Raw genomic sequence first — 26,424 nt, forward strand, 5'->3', positions numbered from 1 at the left:
GACCGTGCCTGCGCGACCGCCGGGTTTCATCTGCCACTGGAAAGCGGCGTTTCGATATGTTCAAAACACGCGAACCGAATTCAAAGGACACCACCCGTGCCAAAGATCGCCCCAAAGGACCTCCGCTCTGCGCAATGGTTCAACAATCCTGACAACCCGGAGATGACCGCGCTCTATCTGGAACGCTATCTCAACTACGGCATGACACGGGCGGAATTGCAGGGCGGCAAGCCGATCATCGGGATCGCCCAGACCGGCAGCGACCTGTCGCCGTGCAACCGCCACCATATCGAACTGGCCAAACGGGTGCGCGACGGCATCATCGCCGCCGGTGGCGTGCCGATCGAAATTCCGGTGCATCCGATCCAGGAAACCGGCAAACGACCCACCGCCAGTCTGGACCGCAACCTGGCCTACCTCGGTCTGGTCGAGGCGCTTTACGGTTATCCCATCGACGGCGTGGTGCTGACCATCGGCTGTGACAAGACGACCCCTGCCCTGCTGATGGCCGCCGCCACCGTCAATATCCCCGCTATCGCGCTGTCGGTCGGCCCGATGCTGAACGGCTGGCACGAGGGCGAACGCGCGGGGTCCGGCACCGTCATCTGGAAGGCCCGCGAAATGCTGGCCGCCGGCGAAATCAACGACGATCAGTTCATGGACATGGCCGCAGCCTCTGCCCCTTCGGTGGGCTATTGCAACACGATGGGCACCGCGACCACGATGAATTCACTGGCCGAGGCTCTGGGGATGCAACTGCCCGGTGCCGCGGCGATCCCCGCGCCCTACCGCGAACGCGGGCAGATCAGCTATGAAACCGGCCTGCGGATCGTGGACATGGTCTGGGACGACCTGCGCCCCACCGACGTCATGACGCGCGCCGCATTCGAAAACGCGATTGTCGTGAATTCCGCCATCGGCGGATCGACCAACGCGCCGATCCACCTGAATGCGATTGCAAAACATCTGGGCATCACCCTGACCAACGACGACTGGCAACAGGTCGGCCACCGCGTGCCGCTGCTGGTGAACCTGCAACCCTCTGGCACATACCTGGGCGAAGATTATCACCGCGCAGGCGGCGTGCCTGCCGTGATCGGCGAACTGATCGCCGCCGACATGCTGCCGCATCCGGACGCGTTGACGGTCAATGGCCGGACCATGCAGGACAACTGCGGTCTGCGCCGGACCGTGAACGACGACGTGATCCATCCCGCCAGCCTGCCGCTGATGGCCAGTGCCGGGTTCATCAACCTGTCGGGCAACCTGTTTGACAGCGCGATCATGAAAACATCCGTGATCGGTGCCGCATTCCGTGCCGCCTATCTGGAAAACCCGGATGACCCCAATGCGTTCGAGGGCCGCGCCGTGGTGTTCGACGGACCAGAGGATTTTCACCACCGTGTCGACGATCCGGCAGAAAACATCGACCGCGACTGCATCCTCGTGATGCGCGGTGCCGGGCCCAAGGGCTATCCCGGTGCGGCCGAGGTCGTGAACATGCGCCCACCCAATTACCTGATAAAACAGGGCATCCACGCCCTGCCCTGCATCGGTGACGGACGCCAGTCCGGCACGTCTGGCAGTCCCTCGATCCTGAACGCCTCGCCCGAGGCGGCAGACAACGGCGGCTTGGCGCTGCTGCAAACCGGCGACCGCATCCGCATCGACCTAAACACCTTCTCGGCCAATATCCTGGTGCCAGAAGATGAACTGACCGCCCGGCGCGACGCGCTGATCGCAAAAGGCGGCTATCCGATCCCTGCCAGCCAGTCGCCGTGGCAGGACATCTTCCGCGATCTGGTCGAACCGCTGTCAGAGGGCATGACCCTGCGCGGCACGACCGATCACCGCGACATCGCCCGCATGGGGTTGCCGCGCGACAGCCACTGACCCGACCAAGGAGGGGGCGCGACTGACCTGCCGCGCCCCCTGCCCTGTCAGTCCTCCTGCACCAGCGCCTGCCGCTGTTTGCCCAGTCCCGCGATCCCCAGTTCCATCACGTCACCGGCCTGCAGATAGACGGGATGCGGTTTCATCCCCATGCCCACGCCCGGCGGTGTGCCGGTGGAAATCACGTCACCGGGGTGCAGGGTCATCAGCCCGGACAGATGTTCGATGATCTGGGCCACGGTGAAAATCATCGTGGCGGTCGATCCGGTTTGCCGCCGTTCACCGTTCACATCCAACCACATGTCCAGCGCCTGCGGGTCCGGCACCGCGTCGCGCGTGACCAGCCACGGACCCGTCGGGCCAAAGGTGTCGCAACTCTTGCCCTTGGTCCACTGTCCCGTCAGCCCGGTCTGATAATGCCGTTCCGACACGTCGTTGACGATGCAATAGCCCGCGACATGGTCTAGCGCCTGTGCGGCACTGACGTGTTTCGCCCGGGTGCCGATGACCACGCCCAGCTCGACCTCCCAGTCGGTGTTCGTGGACCCGCGCGGGATCATCACGTCATCATTTGGCCCCACGATGGCCGATGTCGCCTTCATGAACAAAATGGGATGTTCGGGGATCGGCATGCCGGCCTCGGCGGCGTGATCGGAATAGTTCAACCCGATGCACAGCATCTTGCCGATGGACCCCACACATGGCCCCAGACGCGGGTTGCCCGCCACCACCGGCAAATCGGAGGGGGCCAGCGCGCGCAGCCGGGCCAACCCAGCGTCCGACAGCACGTCCCCCGCGATGTCATCCACGACACCGGACAGATCATGCAGCGTATCGCCCACCATCATGCCGGGTTTTTCCGCACCTTCCGCGCCGTATCTCACCAGTTTCACGCCTGTCCTCCCTTGCGATCAACCCGACCAGCCGCCGTCGATGACATGCGGTTGCCCGGTGGTGAACGCACTTTCGTCGCTCGCAAGATAGACCACAAGGGCCGCGATTTCCTGCGCCGTCGCCACCCGGCCCATCGGCTGACGCTGGACGAAACGGTCCAGCGCCGCGTCACGACTGCCCAGTTCCGCCCCCAGCGCCGTGACGCGGTCCTGCCAGCTGGGGCTGTCAACGGTGCCCGGACAGATGCAGTTGCAACGGACTCCGCGGGTGATGTAATCGACCGCAACCGATTTCGTCAGCCCGATTACCGCCGCCTTGGTCGTGCCATAGATGAACCGATCAGGTGCGCCGATGATCGACGAACAGGCCGACGACATGTTCACAATGCTGCCTGCACCCCGGTCCAGCATCCCCGGCAGCGCCGCGCGAATCGTGCGAAACATCGACGTCACGTTCAGATCAAAGGTTGCGGCCCAGTCGTCATCGGTCGCCGTCAAGACCGACCCGTGCGGGACGATGCCCGCGCAGTTGAACAACACATCGGGCCGGGCCTGTGCCACACCCGCCCTGACGGATGCATCATCGCGCACATCCAGCGCCAGGGCCGTGATCCCGTCCAGGTCCGCCAACAGGCCAGGATTCACGTCACTGGCGAAAACGGTGGCCCCTTCGGCCGCCATCGCAATGGCAGAGGCACGCCCGATGCCCTGCCCCGCCGCCGTGACCAGCACGCGTTTGCCGTCCAATCGTCCCATGATCGTCCCTCCATCCCGGTGCAGACTGTCCGACGCATCGTCACCTGTCCAGCACCCGTGACGCGGCCCGCCAATCACGCTAGATCCTACGGCACCCATGAAAGGATCGCCCATGCCCTCTGTCGATTTCAACGTCCCCCACGCATTGCCCAAGGAAGACGCGGCCGCACGCCTGCTTGCCGGTATTCCCAAGCTGGAAAAGGCCATTCCCGGCGGCGGCGACGTGCAGGCCGAACGCGTGGGCGATGACGGCATGATCCTGTCGATCAAGGCGATGGGTCAGACCATCACGGTGGATTCCGTCCTGTCCGACAGCGCCGTCAGCGGTCAGGTCAAGGTACCGCTGATGCTGGCGATGATGCAGACCCAGATCCGCGACATGGTGCAGGACAGCGTTACCCGGATGCTGGCGAAACCCGCCTAGGCCACCGCACCGTCACGGGTCAGCACCACGACGGTCTGTTGATTGACGACGATATCGCCCGACACCTGCGCGGGTACGATGTCGTCGTTGCTGTCCAGCTGTTTGGTCCATGCGCCCTCTGGCAGGGCAAAGGTCACGTCCTCGCCTGCGTTGAGGATGATGAACACGTCACCATGATCCAGCCCCATGATCCGCTTGGCAAAGGCGCGCAGCCCGCCGTCGGACCAATCGTCCTCTGCCATCTCGCGGCCTTCGGGGTGATACCACAACGTCCGCTTGCCGCTGCTGGGATCGGAAGTCCCGAATTTCGGATCGACGAAACCGTCCAGCGCCCGCCGCCAGGCAAAGGCGCGCGCGGTCGCGTCAATCAGCGTTGCATCCGCATTTTCCCAGTCGATCCAGGTCAGTTCGTTATCCTGACAATAGGCGTTGTTGTTGCCCTGTTGGGTCTGGCCCATCTCGTCCCCGGCCAGAATCATCGGCACGCCCTGCGACACCGCCAGCGTGGTCAGCATGGCGCGCACACGGCGTCTGCGCGCAGCCAGGATCGCGGGATCGTCGGTCGGTCCCTCTGCACCCATGTTGTCGGAAATGTTGTGGTCGTGGCCGTCGCGGCCATCCTCGCCATTCGCCGCGTTATGCTTGTCGTTGTAGCTGACCGTGTCCCACAGGGTGAACCCGTCGTGCGCCGCGACAAAGTTGATCGAGGATGTCGCAGGCCGCATGTCATGGTCGAACTGCACGGGCGATCCCGACAGCCGCTCGCTGATCCGGGGCACCAGGCTGTCGTCACCACGCCAATAGGCCCGGATGTCGTCGCGGGCCTTGTCGTTCCATTCGCGAAACGGCCAGGGAAACCCGCCGACCTGATAACCGCCATCACCGATATCCCAGGGTTCGGCAATCAGTTTGACACGGCTCAGCGTCGGGTCCTGCCGGATCGCGGCGAAAAACGCGCCTTCGCGTTCAAACCCGGTGATTTCACGGCCCAAGGTGCTGGCCAGGTCGAACCGGAATCCATCCACATGCATCACCTCTACCCAATAGCGCAATGAATCCAATACCATACGCAACACCATCGGGTGCGCCACGTTCACCGTGTTGCCGGTGCCGGTCGTGTCAAAGGCATAGCGTGGATCATCGGAACCCAGATAATAGCTGGCATTGTCGATGCCGCGGAACGACAGCGTTGGCCCCAGTTCGCTGCCTTCGGCGGTGTGGTTGTACACCACGTCCAGGATCACCTCGATGCCCGCCTGATGGAACCGGTCGATGGCGCGTTTCACCTCGGCGATGTCATAGCCCTTGAGGTAGGCCTGATGCGGGGCGAAAAACGACAGCGTGTTGTAGCCCCAGTAATTCGACAGCCCCTTTTCCAGCAGGTGCCGATCCTGGGCAAAGGCATGGATCGGCATCAGTTCGATCGCGGCGACGCCGATTTTCGTCAGATGCTCCAGAATCGGGTCGGCTGACAGCGCGACAAAGGTGCCCCGGTCCGCCTGTGCGATGCCGGGGTGGCGCATCGTCAATCCCTTGACGTGCGCCTCATATATCACGGTGTCCTTGAATCTGTGGTTCAGCGTTTCCTTGGCCGACCATTCGAACTGGTTCTCGACCACCACGCCCTTTGGCATGAACGCGGCTGAATCACGTGAATCGAAACTCAGGTCATCCTCGCCGATGGTGTAGCCGAACAGCGCATCGTCCCAGACGATGTTGCCCATCAGCGCCTTGGCATAGGGGTCCAGCAGCAGCTTGTTTGCGTTGAACCGATGCCCCTCATGCGGCGCATAGGGACCATGCACGCGGTAGCCATAACGCTGCCCTGCCCCGATGCCCGGCAAGAACCCGTAATAGATGCCGCCTTCCATTTCGGGCAGTTCCAGCCGGGCGGTTTCATGCTGACCGCTTTCGTCGAACAGGCACAGCTCGACAGCTGTCGCATTGCCGGAAAACAGCGCGAAATTCGTCCCGCCGCTGTGAGGGTCCGCCCCCAACGCATCGGGACGCGCAAGGGACCGGTCAAACGCCGCAATGGCGCTGCTGTGCTGTGTCATCGGTTTTGTCCAATAGCGGGCAGTCTATGCCCTGAGATCGCGCTTGGCTGTGTCGCCTAGATAGTGGCCCATGCGCCTGCGACAATCCAACCGCAACCGGTTGTTTCAGATCATTCTGGTGAAAAATCGACGCGCAGACCGGGCAATGCCTCTTTCATCAGCGTTCCTGCCCCCAGATCGGCACCGTTCGGATCGCAGGTGACTGTCACGCGGCCCCCTTCCCCGACCCGCGTCAGCACGAACCCCGCCCCGGTTGCGGCAAACTGCACGGCGGCCCCATCCCAGAACGCCGGATCGTCCCGCCGGGCGCGCAGCATGGCATGGGTCAGCCGCGCCTTTTGCCCGGCGAACCCCGATGCCTCGGTCAGAGCCATCAGTGCATCCAGATCGACCGGCAGACGGTTGTCGGGATCGGTCAGCGCGAAATGCGGCCCCTCGCAGCCACGGTAAATGTCGGGCACACCGGGCATGGTCAGTTTCAATGCCGTCTGAATCAGTGACAGCACCTCGCCCCGCGCGATCAGCCGCATCAGTGCCGCAGGCCGCGCCGCCGCCCAATCGGCCGTCAGTTTCGGGATCAGCGACAGGACGCGATTTTCGGCCTCGGTGTCGGGATAGATCCAATTCGTGATGGTCTTGCCCTCGCGCAGAGCCTTGACCACGTGGTCGTGCAGCCGCTGGTCGAGATCATCCTCGCCCCAGATCGCAAGGGCCACCTGTGTCAGGTACCAGCGGTCATTCGCGCAGGCCACCCCTGCCCCGTCCAGCCCCGCGACCCGGTCCACCAGTGCCGCAAAATCATCCGGCAGATGACTGATCGCCACCAGCCGCATCCGCGCGTCCTCTGAACGTTTGGTGTCGTGGCTGGAGGTCAGGGTCAATGCGCTGCCCTGCCGTGTGGCCAACCAGTCCTGCATGCCATTCGCCGTGATCGTGGCTGCATCGGGATCGGCACCAACCTCGTTTGCCGCCAGATAGGCGTTCCAGCGGAACCCGGCGGTGTCCTCGTGCGATTTGGCCAGCAATGCGCCCGTGACCTGCTGGAACCGCACCTGGAACGCGCGGGCAGCGTCGGTGCCGGGGGCCGTGATGAACCCTGCCAACTGCTGCACAACCGCCCCGTTGCGCAGGTCTGCCGCAGCCTCGGTCGTGACCTTGTCCATCAGCGCCAGGTCCTCTGGACGCTGAAAGGTCTGACAAAAATAGGGTCTATATCGGGGAAATGCGATCAAAAGCGCGATCACCGCCTCGCGCAGCGCCTCGCCGCCCTGTTCGCGCGCATCCGCCTGCGTGGCACGATGCCCCAGATCGATCAGGTCCAGCATTTCGGCGGCCAGTTCCTGCCGCAGCACCTCGTGCTTGGCGGTCTGGATCGCGTCGTGAAACGACCCCATCTTGCCTGTTGCGGCGCGCCAGTCACTGACGATACGTGCGTGGCCCTGTGAGTCGGTCAGCACCTGCGCCAGCTTGCGCGCCGCCTCATAGCCCGTGGTGCCCGCCAGCCCCCAGTCCGGCAGCACCTCGTCCCCGGTCAGGATCTTTTCGACCCAGATCGGACAATTCCCGACCCGCGCCTGCAACCGCCTGAGATAACCGCCCGGATCGGCCAGCCCGTCGATGTGGTCCAGACGCAGCCCCTGCACCAACCCGCGGTCGATCAGATCGAACGTCTTTGCGTGCATGTCGTCGAACACCTGTTCGTCCTCGACCCGCATCCCGATCAGACCCGTCACGTTGAAAAACCGCCGATGCGTGATGCTGTCGCGTTCGCGTTCCCAGCGGGTCAGACGCCAGGCCTGTGCGGCGTGCAAGGCATCCAGATCAGCCGTCACCTTGCCCGGCGCGATCGGAATGGCCAGACCATCGCCCACCGTCATCACCGGCCCGTCCTCGGCCTGACCAATGCCGACTTGGCCACTCGACAGCGCATCGGCAAAGGATTCCGTCAGAAACGGCAGGACCAGCTTGTCCGACCAGTTGATGTCAAAATGGCGGGCATAGGCGCTGTCCTGACCATGACGCAACACATCGCGCAGCCAGGGTGTCTGCAACGAAAACGCCATGTGATTGGGCACGATGTCGATGATGATGCCGATACCGTGCGATGCTGCGGCCGCCGCCAGCCTCTCGAACCCCGCCTCGCCCCCCAGAACTGGGTCGATCACATTGGCATCGATCACATCATACCCGTGGGTCGACCCCGCCTGCGCGGCAAAGATCGGCGAGAGATACAGATGGCTGATCCCCAGCGCTGCCAGATGCGGCAAAAAGCCGGTGGCCGCATCGAATGTCACATCTTCGCGCAATTGCAGGCGGTAGGTCGATGTGACTGGAATCATGCGGGTGTCGTCCATGTGCAAAAGCCAAAGGGTTTGTCCGGCGCACCCACCGTCAGCCGCGCGTCGGTGTCAGGCCACAGATGTGGCGTGTCCGGCAAACGGTCGAAATGAAATGCCACGTAGAGATGTCCCCCATTGTAGCCCCAACTCGCGACGGCGGAACTGGTTCCTGTTGTCCTGACGCGCGCGGGTTGCGCGCCGCCAGTGCGGACCAGTGGCATCACCTGCGTCGCCCGCCAGCCCAGCAAACGCGCCGTCAGGCGCGACCACTCACCCGCATCCTCTGGCGGATGCGCATAGGGGCGGGCCATGTCGCGGGTCGCCTCGGCCAAGGGGTCCGGCAGATCGCCCTTGAACCCGTCGAAATCAGCGAATTCTGCCTTGCGACCGTTACGCACGGCATCAGCCAGATCACCGGTGAAATCGCAAAAGAACGGGAACGGGGTACGCGACCCGATTTCTTCGCCCTGAAACAGCATCGGCACATAGGGTGCTGTCAGCAGCAGGGCATGCGCTATGCGCATTGCCTCGGCACCCGCCAGCGTGATCAGCCGGTCGCCCAACGCGCGGTTCCCGATCTGGTCGTGGGTCTGGTTGGCATTCACAAAGGCGCTGGCCGGCAGATGCCCTGACGGCGCCCCCCGCGAGGCCCCGACGCGGGGCTGGCCCTGTTCGACCTGACCTTCGGCCAGGGCGCGTGTCAGATCGGCCATCGGGTCGGCGGCATAATTGCGATAATACCCCTCGCTCTCGCCGGTCAGCAGGCAGTGGACCGCGTGGTGAAAATCGTCGTTCCACTGGGCGTCGATGCGACCGGCGTCGCGGTCGGTCGTCAGGTTGCGTTCATCCTCGGCAATCAGATGCAGAGGCCGGCCCGCATCCATCGCCCGCAAACCGCCGGTCAAGGCGTGAAAGAACGGCTCGGGGCTTGGGTCGACCAGTTGATGCACCGCGTCGAACCGGAACCCGTCGACACCGAAATCGTTCACACACATGGCCGCGTTCTGGAAAAAGAATGTCCGCACCGGGTCTTGGGTAAAATCAACTGCCGGCCCCCAGGGCGTGCTGCGCCCGTGGTCGAAAAACGCAGGCGTCAGCGCATGGATATAGGCGCCGTCAGGGCCAAAGTGATTATAGACCACATCCAGAATGACGCTGATCCCCAGATCATGCGCGACAGCGACAAAGTTGGCGAAATCCTGAGGCGTGCCATAGGCGGGATGCACCGCGTTGGGCAGCACACCGTCATAGCCCCAGCCTTGGTTGCCGCCGAACTGGGCGATGGGCATGACCTCGACCGTGTTGATCCCGACGGCTGCGAGGTCACCCAGTTTTTCCGCCGCGGCCTGAAACGTTCCGGCGTCGGTGAATGTGCCGATGTGGATTTCGCAGATCACCGCCTCGGGCCAGTCACGCCCGACCCAGGGCGATGGGGCCTGCGGCGGTCGTGTCAGCATCGACAGATCATGCACGCCACCGGCCTGCCTGCGCGACGCGGGATCCGGGACCGGCTGGCCATCCAGCATGTAGCCATAGCTGTCACCGGCGCGGGCAGGCAATCGGGCGCGAAACACACCGTCTGCGTCCCGCGTCATGGGGTGGGTGACCCCGTTCAGCATCAGGTCAAGGCTGTCGCGGTCCGGGGACCAGATCGCGAAATCCCAATCCGTATCGGTTGCGGGTCGTGCACCCCAGAGGTGCGCAAGGTCGGTCAATTGATCACGAGGCTTCATTCGAACAACCGTGACCCAAGCAGCAACGCTTGTCCATTCAGCATGATGCGCATGACGACGTTTCATCGGGGCAGGGGGCGCGGCGTTGCGCGATTGCCAATTGGCAATCGCCCTTATTTTTGCGTGCAATCAATCGCTTAGAGCGGATTTGCCTCTGCAAACTTGCGAAAGAACGCAAGGTAGGCGCGATCGGGGTCATCGGCGGGTGCCTTGCCCCGCGACCAGTCGCGCCAGGCGGATTCAATGTAGTAGATATCATAGCCCGGGAACCGCATCCGGGCCGTTTCATACGTCTGGGTCTGCAGGGCCGCACCCTTGGCATCCAGCTGGCCGGGGCGCGGGCGCAGGTCGGGATCATCGGTGGCGCGCTGACGCCGCCCGGTGCTGGCAAAGCTGAGCGCCCGTTCCGCCTTGCCCGTTGCATCACCGTCCTTGCGCCACCAGCGCAATTCAACATGGGTGACACTACGGCCTGTCTTGATCGGGTTGATTTCGACCATGTAGTCGGACAGCGCGCAGACCTCTTCGACGGCGGGTTCGATCGCACGCAATCGCAGGTTCGACCAGGATGTCAGCTTGCCCTTGGGCACGCCCAGCACACCGCGAATGGCATCCAGAGTAAATTTCTCAGACGATTTCCAACGCAGGTTGCCGCGTTTCTGCACCATCTCATAGAGGGTCAGCGCATATTTGGAGGTCAGCGCGAACATGACCTCGCGCTGCAGGCGCGCAAAGACGGTGGAATTGCGGATCACCTTGCGCAGACGCGCCGGGATTTCGTATTCGAACAACCCGTCGCCACGCGCCATTTCGACGTTGCCACCCAGTAGCTGCACCCGTTCGATGGCCGGCTTGCCGTCCCAGGTCACCTCCATCTTGACGATGGACGACATCAGCCGTTCGATAGATTCGCCGATCCGGTCATTGGAATTGTGGCTGCCGCGCAGATCCGCCTTGGCAATGACATGTGTGACGGGCTTGTCGATCGCGTCCCAAGCGTTTTCCAGCAGCTGGTTATAGATGCGCCGGTCGGCCAGCGTCAGCGGCGTCACTTCGACCAGGTCGACCAGTTCGCCAGGTTTGATCAGCGTATCGGCACTGGGCCGCGCGTCGAGTGTACGGTAAGATGTCTGCGTCGGTTTTGCCATCTGCGCACTTTCTGTTACGTGCTTGCGCTTACTTTTGTATGATAATCTGTGTAAGTCAAGCGCGCGGGACGGCACCCGATCTGTAAGGTTTAGACCACCACCCGCGGCCCGCCGCGAATCGCAAAGGGCATGAAAATAGGGGATCGCGACTCGTGCCGATTCGACCAGATCGAGCCACCCGAAACGTAAGGTTTCGCCCACCCCAGAGGTAAGGACAGACCACCCCAGACGTAGCGCCATCCCACCCCAGACGTAGCGCAAACCATCCCAAGCCGTAAGGGATAGGGCTGCGCGGGCCTTGCGGGGCAGGGGGATCAGGCTGCCGAACAGATGAATCCGAATATCTGAACAGATCGGGTTTTTCTGGATTTTGATTTTTCAGGGGGGCCAATTGCACGGCCGACACGCTAGACTGCCATCACGCCCAGATCAGGTGGCATATTACAGCTCGCACCTGTAAAACTTCCAATGCTGGGCGGTGACTGAGCCAAGGTTCGATTTTTGAATGGCGTACCGCTGAATATCGCACTTGTCTGCAAAGGCCGCACAAGGCATTCTGTTGCAAAACAATATGGCGGACAGGTCATGGAAGAGCAGAGCTACCCAATCGAGCTGGCAGAGATCGATGCTCTCGCGTCACGCGCGGGCCGAGTCATCGAAAAATTGCGGGCGCGGGTGTTTTCGCCTGGCACGGCCAAGACGCTGGATGTGCGCTATAACGTACGCACCGCCGCCGAAATGTGCGGCCGCACCGAAAAGGCGATCCGCGACGCCGAGGATGATGGTCGGCTACCCACACCTGACAAGGACCCGGATACCAACCGGCGCACGGGCTATTCGCTGGCCGACGTGAACCGCATGCGCGAGGTGTTCGGAACGCTACCGCACCGTGCGCCTGATGATCCTGCGATGGTGCTGGCGATCCAGAACTTCAAGGGTGGGGTCGGCAAATCCACGGTTGTGGCGCATCTGGCGCAATACCTGGCACAAAAGGGCTACCGCGTTTGCGTCGTCGATTGTGACAGCCAGGCCTCGACCACCAGCGTGTTCGGGCTGAACCCCGATGTGGACGTCGACGAAGAGGAAGACACGCTCTATCCGTTCTTTCGCCACGGCGGCCCCTCCACGCTGCATTATGCTTTGCGCGCGACCTACTGGCCGGGCATTGCACTGATCCCGGCAAACTTGGGGCTGTATGACGCGGAATACGAATTTGCAGCACGGATGGTGCGGGAACAGGATTTCGTTCTTGATAGACTAAGGGCGGGGTTAGAGACGATTTCCGACCAGTTTGACGTCATCCTGCTGGACCCGCCGCCCGCGCTTGGCATGATCTCACTTTCCGTGTTGCGGGCCGCGAATGCGATCGTCGTACCTGCACCGCCCAACAACATCGACTTTGGCTCGACCGCGCATTTTCTGAAAATGATGTCCAGCACGCTGGGCGAGCTTGCGCAACATGGCGGCACGCGGGGGTATGACTTTGTTAAGATCCTCGCCACCAAGATGAACGACCAGAAAAGCGCGCATCAGGCAATCAAGCGGATGATGGACGCGGTGTTCCCGCAAGACATGCTGAACGCCGTGTTGAAGGACAGTGCGGAAATCGACAACGCCGCCGCCAACCTGATGACGGTCTACGAGTTGACGGGGGCTGCGACACGGTCGGAAACACACAAGCGCTGCCGGGTCTATCTGGACGCCGTGGGCCGTGAGATAGAGACTGAAATTCGCAAGACATGGCCCAGTCACACCGCGCGCCTGCGCAAGGAGGGGATCCTATGAGCAAGAAGCACGACGCCATCTTTGACGACATCCTGAACGATCTGGGTGCAGATGAAACGCCGGAACCGCGCGGGTCTGCCCGGTTTCTGAAACGGTCCAACGCGATGGCCGATCAGGTCGGTGGGCAGCGTCAGGAAAAGGTGTTGCGGTTGGTCGATCCGGCCACCTGCGTGATGTGGAAAGGGCATAACCGCGCCTACGACCTGCTGACGGCCGAAAACTGCGCTGACCTGATCGAAGGGCTGCGCGCACAGGGCCAGCAAGAATTCCCCGCGATCGTGCGCAAGCTGAACGGCACGGACGCAGAATACGAAGTGATCTGCGGCGCGCGGCGGCATTTCGCGGTGTCCTGGCTGCGGGCGAACAATTACCCCCAATTCCGCTATCTGATCGAAGAGCGCGACCTGACCGACGAAGAGGCGTTTCGCCTTGCCGATATCGAAAACCGCGACCGCGAGGACATCAGCGATTATGAACGCGCGCAGGATTACGCCCGCGCGGTAGAGACCTATTACGGTGGTCAGCAAAAGGTCATGGCCGACCGTTTGCAAGTGTCGCCCGCGTTTCTGTCGCGGTTCCTGCAACTGGCAAAGCTGGACCCGCGGATCGTCGCGGCCTTTCCGTCGATCCGAGAGGTGCGTGAACTGCACGCGCGTCAGTTGCGTGCGGTGATGGTCAAGGACGATGCGGCAGAACGTGTGCTGGACGAGGCTGACCGCATCGCGGGGCAGGGGCTGACGGCGGCCGAGGTGATGACCCGGCTCAAAGCGGCAGGCAAGGCACCCCGCAAGCGTCGCGCCAACGACAATGTTTACACGCATCCGCTGGGGAATGTTGCGGTGCACCGGCAGGGCACAACGACGGCGCTGAAATTTTCCAGCACCTTGCCGGATGCAGCGATCCGCGCGGCAGTCGAATCCTATCTCAAGGATCGTGCAAAGGGCTGATTGCCAATTGGCAATCGCCCATATTCTGCTTTTAAATCAGATTGATACAGGAATTTTTGGGTGCGCAATTTCGCGCACCCAAAATGTAAGATCAGGCTCCGGTGTTCTTGGCGTCGGTCGCCCAGATTTTGTCCTGCGGCGGTGGTGGCACGTCGGTATGTTTGCGGCGGCCATGCAGGTGCGTTTTCGAGATGAAGTTTCCGGTGATCGGGGCGGTCACAAAGAGAAACGCCATGATCAGCACCTCGTTCAGCGACCCGTCGCCATAGGCAAAAGCATAGAGCATTGACGCCACCAACAGCGATCCGATGCCAAGGGTCGAGGCCTTGGTCGGGGCATGCAGGCGCGACATGCAATTGTCGAGCTTCAGCAGACCAAAGGAGCCCACCAGAATGAACAGGGCGCCAACGGCGAGCGACGCGACGATCAGGATATCGAGGATTGTTGCGATCATTCGATGATGTCCCCCCGCAGCACGAAACGACACAGCGCGACCGATGAGACAAAGCCCAGCATGGCGATGATCAGCGCGCTTTCGTAATAGACGGCGGTGCCCCAGTGGATGCCCAGCAGGACGATCAGGGCGATGGCGTTGATGACCATCGTATCAAGTGCCAGGATACGGTCACCGACCATGGGTCCACGCACAAGGCGGACCATGGCGAGGATCTGGGCAAGGCCGACCACGGCCATTGCGATGATAACGGCTGTTCCAATCATTCCTCAAATATCCTTTTCAGGCGGGATTCGTAGCGGGCCTTGATGTCGTCACGCACGGCGTCGGGGTCGGGTGCGTCCAGCGCATGTACCAGCAGGGCCGTGCCATCGGCCGACAGGTCCGCGCTGACGGTGCCGGGGGTCAGGGTAATGGTGCCGGCCAACATGGTGATGGCCTCTGGCGTACGCAGGTCCAGCGGGATGACGACCCAATTGGGCTGCATGGCGGCGTTCGATTTGAACAAAACGATGCGGGCGACCTCGATGTTGGCGACGACCACGTCCCACATCACTAGCGCGAGGTAATTCACCAGCCGCCAGGGTTTGGGCAGGGGGGGACGGTTCGGCCAATAGACTGCCGTCGTGATCGGGATGATGAAACCCAGGATCAGGCCCATCACCACGGTGCCCAGCGTGATGGTGTTTTGCAGCAGACACCAGACAACGACCAGGATCAGCGTCAGGATCGGGTGCGGAAAGATCCGGTAGAACAGGCGCAGGGGCATATCAGTAACCTTCCTCGGCCGTGGCGGCATTGCCGCCGGTGTCATCGCCGTAGTCGCCGCTGTCGATCACCTTGCCTTCGGTTGTCAGGACAACGTCGATATAGGGCGCGGGGTTGAACAGCTGTGCTGCGGTTGCATCCATGGTCCGCATCACGGGACCGGCGAACAGGGTCAGCGCGACCAGCATCGTCAGCGTGCCACCGATGGCCACGACAGGCAGCACGGGCGGGGCAGGAACCTGTTCGGGGGTGTTGGATTCGTCCGCTTCGCTGTCAGGGGCGGTGGTTTCGGCTGCGACCTGATGCGATTTCCAGAAAATCTGGCTGCCCGCGCGACCAAAGCCTACGACCGCGATCAGCGACCCGATCAGGATTGCGGCCCAGATCCACGCCTCCAGCGGGTGATCCAGGGCTGCGGTCATGACCAGCAGTTTTCCGATAAACCCCGACAGTGGTGGCAGGCCGGTCATGGCGATGGCCGCGACAAAGAACATGCCGGCCACCAGCGCCCCGCCCGCGATGGGGGCTGCGTTGCGCAGGTGCACGCCCACGTCGCCGCGCCGGTCGCGCATCACGTCCACCAGCAAGAACAGCGCCGCGGCGGCAAAGGTCGAATGCACGGCATAATACAGCGCTGCGGCAATGCCTTGCGGCGTGAACACCGATACCGCCGCCAGCAACAGACCCATGGAGCCGATGACAGAAAAGGCGACCAGACGGTCGACGCGGTTGGACCCCAGTACGCCGATCATGCCCATCATGAGCGTTAGCAATGCGGCGGGCATCATCCATGTGTCGAACAGACCCTGCGTCAGCGACAGGTCCGTCGGGAACACCAGCGTATAGACGCGGATGATGCAATAGGCGCCGACCTTGGTCATGATCGCGAACAGGGCCGCGACGGGGGCAGGGGCCTCGGCATAGCTGGCAGGCAACCAGAAGTGCAGCGGAAGGAGTGCCGCCTTGATCGCGAAAACCAGCAGCAGCAGGACGGCAGCGACCCGGATGCCGGCGGTATCGGCTGGGTCGAGTGCGGCCACCCGCACGGCAAGGTCGGCCATGTTCAGCGTGCCGGTCTGCGCATAAAGCGTGCCGAGCGCGAACAGAAACAACGTCGATCCCAGCAAGTTGAACAGCACGTATTGCGTGCCCGCGCGCAACCGGTCGGCCCCGCCGCCGTGGATCATCAGACCATAGCTGGCGATCAGCAGAATTTCAAAGAACACGAACAGGTTGAACATGTCGCCTGTCAGAAAGGCGCCCATGATGCCCATGATCTGGAACTGGAACAGCGGATGGAAATGCCGCCCCCGTTCATCCCAACCCGACCCGATGGCATAAAGCAGGACTAGCGGCGCCAGAATGGCGGTGATCAGCACCATCAGCGTCGACAGCCGATCCGCGACCAGCACGATCCCGAACGGGGCCTGCCAGTTGCCCAGCTGATAGATGTCGATGGTGCCGTCGGATGCGCGCCAGAACAGCCCGATGGCCAGTGCCAGCGTCAGGACCGATCCGGCCAGCGAAAAGGTGCGTTGCAGGACCCGGTGATAGCGCGTGACCATCACCAGGATCGCCGCCAGCATGCCCGGCAGCAGAATGGGCAGGATCAACCAATGGGTCATGATTGTGCCCCCCCGCGCGCTTGGTCATCGGCCGCATCTGGTTCGGTGTCCACGTTGGGGGTGTCCACCATGTCGTCGTCATTGGCGAGCCATGACCCCAGCGCCACGATCACCACGACGGCGGTCATGCCGAATGAAATCACGATGGCGGTCAGCACCAGCGCCTGCGGCAGCGGGTCGGAATAGATGTCCACCCCGTCGGTCAGCACGGCCGGGGCGTTGGGCAGCAGGCGGCCCGATCCAAACAGGAACACGTTGACGGCGTAGGTCAGCAGCGAAATCCCGATGATCACCGGAAAGGTCCGCAGCCGCAGTACCATGTAGATCCCCGATGCCGTGAGCATGCCCACGGCGGTTGCGACAAGAAGTTCCATGTTCAGCCCTCCTTCTGCGCTGTGTTGCGAAGGCTGCCCAGGGGCGGCACCTCTCGGGAGGGATCGATGTCCATCGCGTGTTCGTTGGTTTCATCCCCCTGGCGCCGTGCAAGGCGCGAGTAGGATTCAAGGCTGAGCATCACCGCACCGACCACGGCGAGGAACACGCCTAGGTCAAAAGCCATTGCCGTCGCCAGTTCGAATTCGTTCATCGGCGGAATGCGGAAATATCCGAAGGCAGAGCTGAGGAACGGCGCGCCCGCAAACCAGCTGCCAATCCCCGTCAGACCGGCCACCAGCACGCCTGCGCCGATGATCCCGTGATAGGGATAGCGCTGGCGCCGTTCGGCCCAGGCAAAACCCGACGCCATGTACTGCATCACAACCGCGATTGCGACGACGAGGCCGGAAATGAACCCGCCGCCCGGCTCGTTGTGGCCGCGCAAGAAGATGTAGAAACCCACCATCAACACCACGGGCATCATCACGCGGGTCAACACGACCATCATCAGCGGATGCGCGTCGCCTGCCTGTTCCTCTTCGTAGCCGCGGTTCAGCAGACGCGCGCGCACGGACGACGACAGCAGCGATTCCGTCAGGGCATAGATCACGAGTGCTGCGATCCCCAGCACGATGATCTCGCCAAAGGTATCGAATCCACGGAAATCCACGAGGATGACGTTGACCACGTTGTCGCCGCCGCCGCCCTTGTAGGAATTGGCCAGGAAATATTCGCTGATCGAGGCTGCCGGGAAATCCGACATCAGGATGGAATACATCAGCAAGGTGGTCGCCACACCGCCCAGCACCGCGATCACGCCGTCACGGGTCCGGCGGGCCGGGCTGGATTCGACCGGCGTGCTGTTGGGCAGGAAATTCAGCGCCAGCAAAAGCAGGATGATCGTCACCACCTCGACCGAGATTTGTGTCAGTGCAAGGTCGGGGGCCGAGAAATAGTTGAACCCGACGGACACGATCAGACCTACGATTCCCATCAGGATCAGCGTGGCCAGACGGTTGCGATGCACCCGCACCATGAACACGGTCGCGGCGACCAGCATCGCCCATCCGGCAAAGGCCGGTGGCGTGATCGGCAGCATGTCGCGGCCTTGGGCCAGTGATGTGCCGGTGATCCATGCAAAGGCACCGACCGCTGTTGTCGTCACGATCATGATCGCGGCGTAGCGGGTGAAACTGCCGTTATGCAGGCCTTCGGCAAAGCGGTTTGCAGCGGTGCCGCACCCTCCCAGCAGCGCCTCGAATATCGTCTTGGCCTCGGGGCGGGGGGTGTTGTCCCATGCCTTGATCAGTGGCTTGTAGGCCAGCAGCATCAGGATGCCGCCGATCACGGCGATGACCGACATCAGCAGCGGCAGGTTGAACCCGTGCCACAGCGCCAGATATTTGTCCGGGACCAGTGATTCGTCACCCAGTACGGCGGCGGTCACGGTTTTCACAAAGGGTTCGGCAAGGAAGGGTGCCACACCCAGCACGACCACGGGGATCGTCAGCAGGGCAGGGGACAGCCACAGCCCGACACCGGGATCATGCGGCGTGGCGGGATAATCGCTGCGTTTCGGGCCAAAGAAGGTGTGACCGAGGAAACGGAACGAATAGGCAGCAGAGAACAGCGCGCCCACGGTCGCCACGATGGTCACCAGCCAGGGCGAGCCATAAAGGGTGGTGACGGTCGCTTCTTCGAGCATCATTTCCTTGGAAATAAAGCCGTTGAGCAGTGGGATACCCGCCATCGACAGCGATGCGAGTGTGGCGATCATAAAGGTGATCGGCATCAGGTGCCGCAACCCGCCCAGCCGGGTCATGTCGCGGGTGTGCGCCTCGTGATCGACGATGCCGGCGGTCATGAACAGTGCGGCCTTGAACGTGGCGTGGTTCAGGATGTGGAACACGGCGGCCATGACACCGAACGGCGTGCCGGTGCCCAAAAGGAACGTGATCAGACCCAGATGCGAGATGGTCGAAAACGCCAAGAGCGCCTTGAGGTCATGTTTGAAGAACGCGATGAAGGCCGCGATCACCATGGTCAAAAGGCCTGCGGTGCAGACGATATATGTCCAGGCCTCGGTCCCGGCCAGAACGGGCCAGAGGCGCGCCATCAGGAACAACCCGGCCTTTACCATGGTGGCAGAGTGCAGATAGGCCGACACGGGCGTGGGGGCGGCCATGGCATGCGGCAGCCAGTAGTGGAACGGGAACTGCGCGGATTTCGTGAAACAGCCCAGCAGGATCAGCAGCAGCGCGGGAATATACAGCGGGGATGCCTGCACCATCTCGCGGTTTTGCAGCAGCGTGGTCAGGTCATAGCTGCCGCCAGCCTGTCCCAGCAGGATCATGCCACCGATCAAGGCCAGACCGCCCATGCCCGTCGTGGTCAGCGCCATGCGCGCACCCTGACGGCCCGCAGGCAGATGTTTCCAGAACCCGATCAGCAGAAAGGACGACAGCGACGTGAGTTCCCAGAAAACCACCAGCATCAGGATGTTGTCGGACAGCACGATGCCGACCATCGCGCCCTGAAACAGCAGCAGATAGCTGTAGAATTCACCCATGTTGTCCTGACGCGACAGGTAGTAGCGCGCGTAGACGATCACGAGCAGGCCGATGATCAGGATCAACCCGGCAAAGAAGAAGCCCAGCGGATCAAGGAACAGATTGACGTTCAGTCCCAGCGACGGAATCCAGTTCAGCTGCGCTTGGATGACCTCTCCGCCCAGAACGTCGGGGGCATGGACCAGCAGGCCGACGGTGGTCAGGCCGGTGACAAGGAACGTCGCCATGAAACAGGCTTGGCGGCCCGCGTGGATCATCAGACCCGGCAACAACGCGCCCAAAAAGGGCAAAAGAGCGATCAGGAATAGGGACACGGGTCTGGGGTCACCTCTGGCTAGCGCGGTCGGGGTGGCGGACGCCTACACCAGTGCGGAAAGATTGACGAGGGAAACCGGACAGGACGGGCGCGCGCCGGGGCGCACACCAAAGAATGAGCGGGGTCACGATAGGGGCCTCACTGCCTGCAATATCCTTTGTCACGTTTCCTTGATGCCATTTAAGACGCCTTTGCCGCAGTCCAAGACCCCGACAAGCCGCTTTTCGTCATAAACCGCCAAAATTTCGGATCTGGGCGATCACCTCGTCCACGCCGTCACCGGATTTCAAGGACGCGAACACGAACGGGCGGTCTCCCCTCGCGGTGGCGGCATCGGCCCGCATCCGGTCGAGGTTGGCGCCGACATAGGGCGCAAGGTCGGTCTTGTTCACCACCAGCACATCGGACCGGGTCAGCGCGGGTCCGCCCTTGCGGGGGATGTCCTCTCCGGCAGCGGTGTCGATGACATAGATGGTGATGTCTGCCAGTTCGGGGCTGAATGTGGCGGACAGGTTGTCGCCGCCGCTTTCGATCAGGACGATTTGCAGGTCGGGGTGGCGTTTGTTCATCCGGTCGATGGCAGCCAGGTTGATGCTGGCGTCTTCGCGGATCGCCGTGTGGGGACAACCGCCGGTTTCCACACCCATGACGCGGTCGGCGGGCAGGATCTGCATCCGCATCAAGGCCTCTGCGTCCTCTTGAGTATAGATGTCGTTGGTGATGACCGCGATGGAAAATTCGGATTTCAGCCGTTCGGCCAAACGGGCCGTCAGGGTTGTTTTACCCGCGCCGACGGGGCCGCCGATGCCGATGCGCAGCGGGCCATTAAGTGTGGTCATGATTGAAACAGCCTGACGGTTTGGGTTTCGTGGGTCATCGCCATGATGTCGGACATCAGGGCGGTGGAATGAATGTCGTCGATGGTCGCGCCGCGCGTATTGCTGGCGACCGCGATGCAGACCGGGTGAAGTGCCGCGTTGATTGCCTGCGCCCGGGTCTGCCCCAGTGGCAACAGACGCTGCGCGCCCGCAACGAGGTTTCCGGCAAAGGATGACAGAAACAGCGGCACGACAGTGTCGATGTCCATGCCGATCTGACGGGCGGCATGGCCCACAGCAGGAGCAAGCGTCACGTCGGCCATGTCGATACCCCAGACCTGACGCGCGAGGTTGCAGAACGCGGCCCCCTGGCGGTCAGCCTCGGCCAGTCGTTCGCGGGCGGGCACATAGGCGCGGCATTGCGCGTTCAGTGCAGTCAGATCGTCGGTTTCTGCCGCCAGCCTGAGCCAGATTGCGTCGCTGCGGCCCGTGCCATGGCGCAGCACATCGGTCAGCCAGCCGGTCAGGCTGTCCGCGTCGTGGATCAGGCCCGCCGCAACCGCCGCCTCGACCCCGTGCGAATAGGAGAAGCTGCCCAGCGGGAATGCGGGCGACAGCCATTGCATCAGGGTCAACAGCCTTGCGTCAGTCATGAGCCGTATGGCCATGTTCGTGGGCATGGGTGCGCCCGTGTCCATAGGCGCCGCCCTCGGGCGTGAATGGCTGGCAATCGGGCGTGACACTGGCCCCGATGGTTTCCAGCATGTGCCGGATGACGTCATCGGCCTTGATCAGCAGATGGTCGGCCGCGATCTGGCAGGGCGTGTGCCGGTTGCCGATATGCCAGGCAATCCGGGCGAGGTTCGTGCCGGTGATCAGCAACACATCCTCGGCCGCGGCCTGCACGCGAATGCGCGGCCCGTCGTTCAGGACCAGCGCGTCACCCGCGTTCAGTGATGTGGTGTGTGGCAAATCCACGAGGAACCGCACCCCGGTGTCGGTCGTCAATACGCGGCGGCGCAGGAACCGCGATTCGTAATCCAGTGTCACGGTATCGACAGCGGACCCGCCGAACGGTTCGACGTGCTGGGCGGTGGGCATGTCCGTCATGCTGCCACCGCGGTCAGTTTCATTTTGGAAACAGGTCGCTGAAAACGTGGTTTGGAATGTCGGCGCGGGTCAGACCCTGCTGCGCCAGCTCTGTGTCTGTCATCGCGTTCAGTGCGATCAATCGCGCGGTGCGTTCCTGCCGGATCGTTCCGGCGTTGAACCCCTGACCCAGCGTGGCGAAATAATCGTCCACCTGTGTTTGCAGGTCGGTCGGCAAGGTGGTGTCGAGTGGCATGGTCAACCTCTTGATGCATGTGGCGGGGCAACGGCCCCATACACCAGAGGTGGCCCTGACCACCGGGATGCGTCAGGGGGGTAGGTGCAAGTCCGTCATGCACTGTGCGGGATTGCCCCCCGGATCGCGATTTCAGAACGTGTTCATCAGACCGACAAAGACATGGCGTGTGATGTCCTGACGACGCAGACCCATTTCGGCCAGCTCCGCACCGGTTTTCGCGTTGAGCCGTTCGATCTGGTACAAGCGTGATTTGCGGTGGGCGCAGGCTTCCAAGCCGCGACCGAAACCGGCCAGATGTTGCCGCGCTGTCGCGAGAAACCCGTGAAGGTCGTGATGTGCGGTGTAGTGATAAGCTAGTTGAAACCTTTTGATTAGCCGTCTGTGGTTTCCTCCCCTCTCGCTCAAGACAGGCGGATCGGGGCTGTCCTGCGACAACCATTCTGGCAATGCTGCACTGCAGCAGGTGGAAAGCTGAACCTGCCATCAGAACATGAAATACCGCTGGGCCATCGGCAGAACCTCTGCCGGTTGGCAGGTCAACAATTCGCCGTCGGCGCGGACCTCGTAGGTTTCGGGATCGACCTCGACGGTGGGCGTGGCGTCGTTCAATTTCAGATCGCGCTTACCGATATTGCGGGTGTTTTCCACCGCCAGCGTCTGTTTCGCCAGGCCAAGGCGGTCGCGGATGCCGTCGTCCTGTGCAGCACCAGACACAAAGGTCACGGCGGAGTGTTCGACACTGCGCCCGTAGGCCCCCCACATGGGCCGCGAATAGACTGGTTGCGGTGTTGGGATCGAGGCGTTCGGATCACCCATCTGTGCCATGACGATAGTGCCGCCCATCAGGACCATTTCCGGTTTCACCCCGAAAAACGCGGGATTCCACAGCACCAGATCGGCGCGCTTGCCTGCCTCGATGCTGCCGATGTGGGCGCTGATGCCATGGGCGATCGCGGGGTTGATCGTGTATTTCGCGATATAGCGGCGCACGCGGACATTGTCGTTGTCGCCCGTCTCCTCTGGCAGGCGACCGCGCTGCTTGCGCATCTTGTCGGCGGTCTGCCAAGTGCGGATCAGCACTTCGCCCACGCGGCCCATCGCCTGACTGTCACTCGCGATGATCGAAAACGCGCCCATGTCGTGCAGGATATCCTCGGCCGCGATGGTTTCGCGGCGGATCCGGCTTTCGGCGAATGCGATATCCTCGGGAATGGATTTGTCCAGATGGTGGCACACCATCAGCATATCTAGATGTTCCTCGACCGTGTTCACGGTAAAGGGCCGGGTCGGGTTGGTGGACGACGGCAGTACGTTCTGTTCGCCACAGATCTTGATGATATCCGGCGCATGACCCCCGCCCGCCCCTTCGGTGTGGAACGCGTGGATCGTGCGGCCCTTGATGGCGTTCAGCGTGTGTTCGACGAACCCGGACTCGTTCAGCGTATCGGTGTGGATCATCACCTGCACGTCCATCGCGTCGGCGACACTCAGACAGCAGTCGATCGCGGCAGGGGTGGTGCCCCAGTCCTCGTGCAGTTTCAGCGCGCAGGCCCCGCCCAGCACCTGTTCCTCCAACCCGGCGGGCAGGCTGGCGTTGCCCTTGCCCGCAAAGGCGAGGTTCATCGCAAAGGCATCCGCCGATTGCAGCATCCGCGCCAGGTGCCAGGGACCCGGCGTGCAGGTGGTGGCCAGCGATCCATGTGCGGGGCCGGTGCCGCCGCCCAGCATGGTGGTCACGCCGGAATGCAGCGCATCGTCGATCTGCTGAGGGCAGATGAAATGGATATGGCTGTCGAAACCACCGGCAGTCAGGATGCGTCCCTCACCGGCGATGATCTCTGTCCCCGGTCCGATGATGATATCGACGCCGGGCTGGGTGTCGGGATTGCCTGCCTTGCCGATCTTGTGGATGCGGCCGTCGCGCAGGCCGACGTCGGCCTTGTAGATGCCGGTCCAGTCCACGATCAGCGCGTTGGTGATGACCGTGTCGACGGCCCCTGCGGCGCGGGTGACCTGTGACTGCCCCATACCGTCGCGGATGACCTTGCCGCCGCCGAATTTTACCTCTTCGCCGTAGTGCAGGGCGTTGCCGCCGTCACCGCGTGTCGCGGTCAGGTCGCGTTCGACCTCGATGATCAGGTCGGTGTCGGCCAGCCGCACGCGGTCGCCGACGGTCGGACCATACATCGCGGCATAGGATGCACGGGAAATACTGGTGGCCATGTCAGAGGTCCCCCATGACGGTCTGGTTGAATCCGTAAACGACGCGGCCACCGGCAAAGGGGATCACGTTCACCTCGCGCCTTTGTCCCGGCTCGAACCGCACGGCGGTGCCTGCGGCGATATCCAGACGACAGCCACGCGCGGCGTCGCGGTCGAAATCCAGCGCCGGGTTGGTTTCGGCGAAATGATAGTGACTGCCGACCTGCACGGGCCGGTCGCCGGTATTGGCCACCATCAGCGTCACGGCCTCGCGGTCGGCATTCAGGGTGATCTCACCCTCTGCCGTCATTATCTCACCGGGGATCATCGCGGGTCTCCTGCATCATCTTGCCAAAAATACTCAGATTCAACGGATCGGATCATGGACCGTCACCAGTTTTGTGCCGTCGGGAAAGGTCGCCTCGACCTGTACGTCGTGGATCATCTCGGGCACGCCTTCCATGCATTGATCGCGGGTGACGACCTCGGCACCGGCCTGCATCATCTCAGACACCGACCGGCCGTCGCGGGCACCCTCGACCACGGTGTCGGTGATCAGCGCGATCGCTTCGGGGTGGTTGAGCTTTACACCACGCGCGAGGCGCTTGCGCGCGACCTCGGCGGCCATGGCGATCAGCAGTTTGTCCTTTTCGCGGGGCGTCAGGTTCATTCACAATCTCCAGCTTGGGGGCAGGGCGGACCCGGCCAACAGGGTCAGGGCGCGCGTCAGGGTGCGGCGCAGTTCAAAGCTGTCGGCGGCCAGCAGGCGGGCGCAGATCACGCCGTCGCGCGGGCTGCTGGCGGCACCGCCACCGCCGATGGCCGTGCGCAAGGCGTCCAGGCGGTTGCCTGCGTCGGGGGCGGCATAGATCAGCGTGGCCATGGCACCGGCACCACCTGCGGTGGCTGCGCGGGCCAGTTGTGCCTGTGCGTCACCGCGGATGTGGATCGCATCAGATACCAATGGCGCGCCGTCGCGGGTGACATGGATGCGGTCGGTATAGGTAATGTCGCGCAGCGCCTCGCCCGACAGTGCCCGGCCAAAGACGACCGGTTCCACCAACAGGGCGGTGGCGGTGGGTGCGACTTCGCAGTGCAGCCTGCGGTTCAGGCCGGATGCGTCGAACAGGATCGTGTCCTGCGGCAGCCACATCACGGTACTACCGGCCTGGGCGGTGATGGTGTTCACAACGCGGGCGGTGCCGTGCGATGCCTTGTAGATCCTTTCGGCCGCCTGCGTGGTCAGGGCCAGATGCGCGCCGGGACGGGCGTCCAGCGTGACACCCAGATCGTCGCCGCCGGTCAGCCCGCCGGATGTGTTCAGCAGCACAGCCGTCAGCGGATCGCGTCCCGTGGGAAACAGCAGTTTCAGACAGCCAGAGGTGCGCAACCGCGCGATCCCTGTGCCGTCATCGCGCGCCTGCACGCACAGGTCGACCCGGCCATGGGACCGGACGGCAGGCACGGGTGTCGCGGGCGACAGGCTGGGGGACGGGACGGTGATGGCAGGCTCCTCTGATCTGCAAAACCTTGGTGACCGCATCCGGGATAAGTCAACCGACCCCGCGCAACAGGCCGTTGCGGGATCACCGTGATTTTGCGTGCTGCCTGTTTCTTGGGCAGTGGGCCGCGTTTTCGGACAGATCTTGCAAATCGGTCTGCGGTTTTCGTGGACAGCAGGTTGTTGAAACCTGTAACTGTTATGTAACTAAACAATCTGATCCCCGAAAGGAGCATCATGTCAGAGCCCGAGACAGACCCGGAAATCCTGCTGCGCGATTTCCTCGGGTATCATCTGAAACGGGCCTATGTCACCGTGCATGCCGATTTTCGCGACATCATGGGTGACGCGGGCCTGTCGACGCGCGTGTTTTCCGCACTGGCCATGGTCGTGGGCCAGCAAGGCATCACGCAAAGCGAATTGGCCCGTGCGCTGGGTGTGGAACGGTCCGGCATGGTCGCGCTGATCGACG

26 protein-coding genes are annotated in these 26,424 nt (G+C 62.7%); 5 read left to right on the forward strand and 21 right to left on the reverse strand.

Translation table 11 applies throughout. The annotated features are described in order from the left end of the window. Positions 1-96: 96 nt before the first annotated feature. A complete protein-coding gene (locus LGQ03_RS16050) occupies positions 97-1,893 on the forward strand; it encodes an IlvD/Edd family dehydratase (protein WP_226749222.1) in 1,797 nt (598 codons plus the stop codon). 47 nt (positions 1,894-1,940) lie between these two features. Here the strand turns inward: LGQ03_RS16050 and LGQ03_RS16055 are convergent, their stop codons facing one another. Beyond that, the gene (locus LGQ03_RS16055) at positions 1,941-2,786 is read right to left on the reverse strand and encodes a fumarylacetoacetate hydrolase family protein (RefSeq protein WP_226749223.1); all 846 of its coding nucleotides are present in this window, start codon (positions 2,784-2,786) and stop codon (positions 1,941-1,943) included. A gap of 18 nt (positions 2,787-2,804) precedes the next feature. Next, complete coding sequence (locus LGQ03_RS16060) at positions 2,805-3,542, reverse strand: SDR family oxidoreductase (RefSeq protein WP_264195067.1); 738 nt, start codon at positions 3,540-3,542, stop codon at positions 2,805-2,807. Positions 3,543-3,654: 112 nt separating this feature from the next. On the opposite strand from LGQ03_RS16060, the gene LGQ03_RS16065 reads away from it, so the two are divergent. Continuing rightward, the gene (locus LGQ03_RS16065) at positions 3,655-3,966 is read left to right on the forward strand and encodes a polyhydroxyalkanoic acid system family protein (protein WP_056037791.1); all 312 of its coding nucleotides are present in this window, start codon (positions 3,655-3,657) and stop codon (positions 3,964-3,966) included. Here the strand turns inward: LGQ03_RS16065 and glgX are convergent. The 4 genes from glgX to LGQ03_RS16085 form a co-directional block, all read right to left on the reverse strand. After that, positions 3,963-6,023 (reverse strand): glycogen debranching protein GlgX, encoded by a 2,061-nt coding sequence (gene glgX, locus LGQ03_RS16070; protein ID WP_226749224.1) that lies wholly within the window; start codon positions 6,021-6,023, stop codon positions 3,963-3,965. The two genes, LGQ03_RS16065 and glgX, sit on opposite strands and share 4 nt — an antisense overlap. Before the next feature lie 110 nt (positions 6,024-6,133). Then, a complete protein-coding gene (treY, locus tag LGQ03_RS16075) occupies positions 6,134-8,362 on the reverse strand; it encodes a malto-oligosyltrehalose synthase (RefSeq protein WP_226749225.1) in 2,229 nt (742 codons plus the stop codon). Further along, positions 8,359-10,095, reverse strand: a complete 1,737-nt coding sequence (gene treZ / locus LGQ03_RS16080; protein WP_226749226.1) for a malto-oligosyltrehalose trehalohydrolase — start codon at positions 10,093-10,095, stop codon at positions 8,359-8,361. Before treZ ends, treY begins: the two co-directional genes overlap by 4 nt. 137 nt (positions 10,096-10,232) lie before the next feature. Further along, the gene (locus LGQ03_RS16085) at positions 10,233-11,243 is read right to left on the reverse strand and encodes a replication initiation protein (RefSeq protein WP_090161200.1); all 1,011 of its coding nucleotides are present in this window, start codon (positions 11,241-11,243) and stop codon (positions 10,233-10,235) included. A gap of 585 nt (positions 11,244-11,828) precedes the next feature. On the opposite strand from LGQ03_RS16085, the gene LGQ03_RS16090 reads away from it, so the two are divergent. Together LGQ03_RS16090 and LGQ03_RS16095 are read left to right on the forward strand one after the other, a co-directional pair. Beyond that, positions 11,829-13,028: an AAA family ATPase gene (locus LGQ03_RS16090; RefSeq protein ID WP_226749227.1), complete on the forward strand. Its 1,200-nt coding sequence runs from the start codon at positions 11,829-11,831 to the stop codon at positions 13,026-13,028. After that, positions 13,025-13,975, forward strand: a complete 951-nt coding sequence (locus LGQ03_RS16095; RefSeq protein ID WP_226749228.1) for a ParB/RepB/Spo0J family partition protein — start codon at positions 13,025-13,027, stop codon at positions 13,973-13,975. The genes LGQ03_RS16090 and LGQ03_RS16095 overlap by 4 nt, the downstream gene beginning before the upstream one ends. A 91-nt stretch (positions 13,976-14,066) precedes the next feature. Here LGQ03_RS16095 and LGQ03_RS16100 read toward each other — a convergent pair whose 3' ends face one another. From LGQ03_RS16100 to LGQ03_RS16170, 15 genes are all read right to left on the reverse strand, one after another. Beyond that, complete coding sequence (locus LGQ03_RS16100; RefSeq protein WP_226749229.1) at positions 14,067-14,429, reverse strand: Na+/H+ antiporter subunit G; 363 nt, start codon at positions 14,427-14,429, stop codon at positions 14,067-14,069. Next, positions 14,426-14,695: a K+/H+ antiporter subunit F gene (locus LGQ03_RS16105; RefSeq protein WP_090161209.1), complete on the reverse strand. Its 270-nt coding sequence runs from the start codon at positions 14,693-14,695 to the stop codon at positions 14,426-14,428. Before LGQ03_RS16105 ends, LGQ03_RS16100 begins: the two co-directional genes overlap by 4 nt. Further along, positions 14,692-15,198, reverse strand: coding sequence for a Na+/H+ antiporter subunit E (locus LGQ03_RS16110; RefSeq protein WP_226749230.1), 507 nt, complete (start codon positions 15,196-15,198; stop codon positions 14,692-14,694). Before LGQ03_RS16110 ends, LGQ03_RS16105 begins: the two co-directional genes overlap by 4 nt. A 1-nt stretch (position 15,199) precedes the next feature. Beyond that, positions 15,200-16,822, reverse strand: coding sequence for a monovalent cation/H+ antiporter subunit D (locus LGQ03_RS16115; protein WP_226749231.1), 1,623 nt, complete (start codon positions 16,820-16,822; stop codon positions 15,200-15,202). Then, the gene (locus LGQ03_RS16120) at positions 16,819-17,196 is read right to left on the reverse strand and encodes a Na+/H+ antiporter subunit C (protein WP_226749232.1); all 378 of its coding nucleotides are present in this window, start codon (positions 17,194-17,196) and stop codon (positions 16,819-16,821) included. The genes LGQ03_RS16115 and LGQ03_RS16120 overlap by 4 nt, the downstream gene beginning before the upstream one ends. A gap of 2 nt (positions 17,197-17,198) precedes the next feature. Next, complete coding sequence (locus tag LGQ03_RS16125) at positions 17,199-20,081, reverse strand: monovalent cation/H+ antiporter subunit A (RefSeq protein WP_226749233.1); 2,883 nt, start codon at positions 20,079-20,081, stop codon at positions 17,199-17,201. Between the two features lie 229 nt (positions 20,082-20,310). Continuing rightward, on the reverse strand, positions 20,311-20,922 hold the full coding sequence (ureG, locus tag LGQ03_RS16130; RefSeq protein WP_226749234.1) for an urease accessory protein UreG: 612 nt from the start codon (positions 20,920-20,922) through the stop codon (positions 20,311-20,313). After that, entirely contained in the window at positions 20,919-21,554 is a 636-nt protein-coding gene (locus LGQ03_RS16135) for an urease accessory protein UreF (RefSeq protein ID WP_226749235.1), read from the reverse strand. Before LGQ03_RS16135 ends, ureG begins: the two co-directional genes overlap by 4 nt. Beyond that, positions 21,547-22,011 (reverse strand): urease accessory protein UreE, encoded by a 465-nt coding sequence (locus tag LGQ03_RS16140; RefSeq protein ID WP_226749236.1) that lies wholly within the window; start codon positions 22,009-22,011, stop codon positions 21,547-21,549. The genes LGQ03_RS16135 and LGQ03_RS16140 overlap by 8 nt, the downstream gene beginning before the upstream one ends. A 19-nt stretch (positions 22,012-22,030) precedes the next feature. Beyond that, positions 22,031-22,246: a hypothetical protein gene (locus LGQ03_RS16145; RefSeq protein ID WP_226749237.1), complete on the reverse strand. Its 216-nt coding sequence runs from the start codon at positions 22,244-22,246 to the stop codon at positions 22,031-22,033. Between the two features lie 132 nt (positions 22,247-22,378). Beyond that, the gene (locus LGQ03_RS16150) at positions 22,379-22,522 is read right to left on the reverse strand and encodes a hypothetical protein (protein WP_226749238.1); all 144 of its coding nucleotides are present in this window, start codon (positions 22,520-22,522) and stop codon (positions 22,379-22,381) included. 210 nt (positions 22,523-22,732) lie between these two features. Continuing rightward, positions 22,733-24,472, reverse strand: coding sequence for an urease subunit alpha (ureC, locus tag LGQ03_RS16155; RefSeq protein ID WP_226749239.1), 1,740 nt, complete (start codon positions 24,470-24,472; stop codon positions 22,733-22,735). Between the two features lies 1 nt (position 24,473). Next, a complete protein-coding gene (locus LGQ03_RS16160) occupies positions 24,474-24,779 on the reverse strand; it encodes an urease subunit beta (protein WP_226749240.1) in 306 nt (101 codons plus the stop codon). Positions 24,780-24,818: 39 nt separating this feature from the next. After that, entirely contained in the window at positions 24,819-25,121 is a 303-nt protein-coding gene (locus tag LGQ03_RS16165; RefSeq protein ID WP_056037736.1) for an urease subunit gamma, read from the reverse strand. Continuing rightward, a complete protein-coding gene (locus tag LGQ03_RS16170) occupies positions 25,122-25,994 on the reverse strand; it encodes an urease accessory protein UreD (protein ID WP_226749241.1) in 873 nt (290 codons plus the stop codon). A gap of 195 nt (positions 25,995-26,189) precedes the next feature. On the opposite strand from LGQ03_RS16170, the gene LGQ03_RS16175 reads away from it, so the two are divergent. Next, on the forward strand, positions 26,190-26,424 hold a 235-nt coding region (locus LGQ03_RS16175; RefSeq protein ID WP_319004510.1), incomplete at its 3' end, for a MarR family winged helix-turn-helix transcriptional regulator.

The organism is Loktanella gaetbuli, assembly GCF_020531945.1.
In the GTDB taxonomy this organism is placed as follows: Bacteria; Pseudomonadota; Alphaproteobacteria; order Rhodobacterales; family Rhodobacteraceae; genus Loktanella; species Loktanella gaetbuli.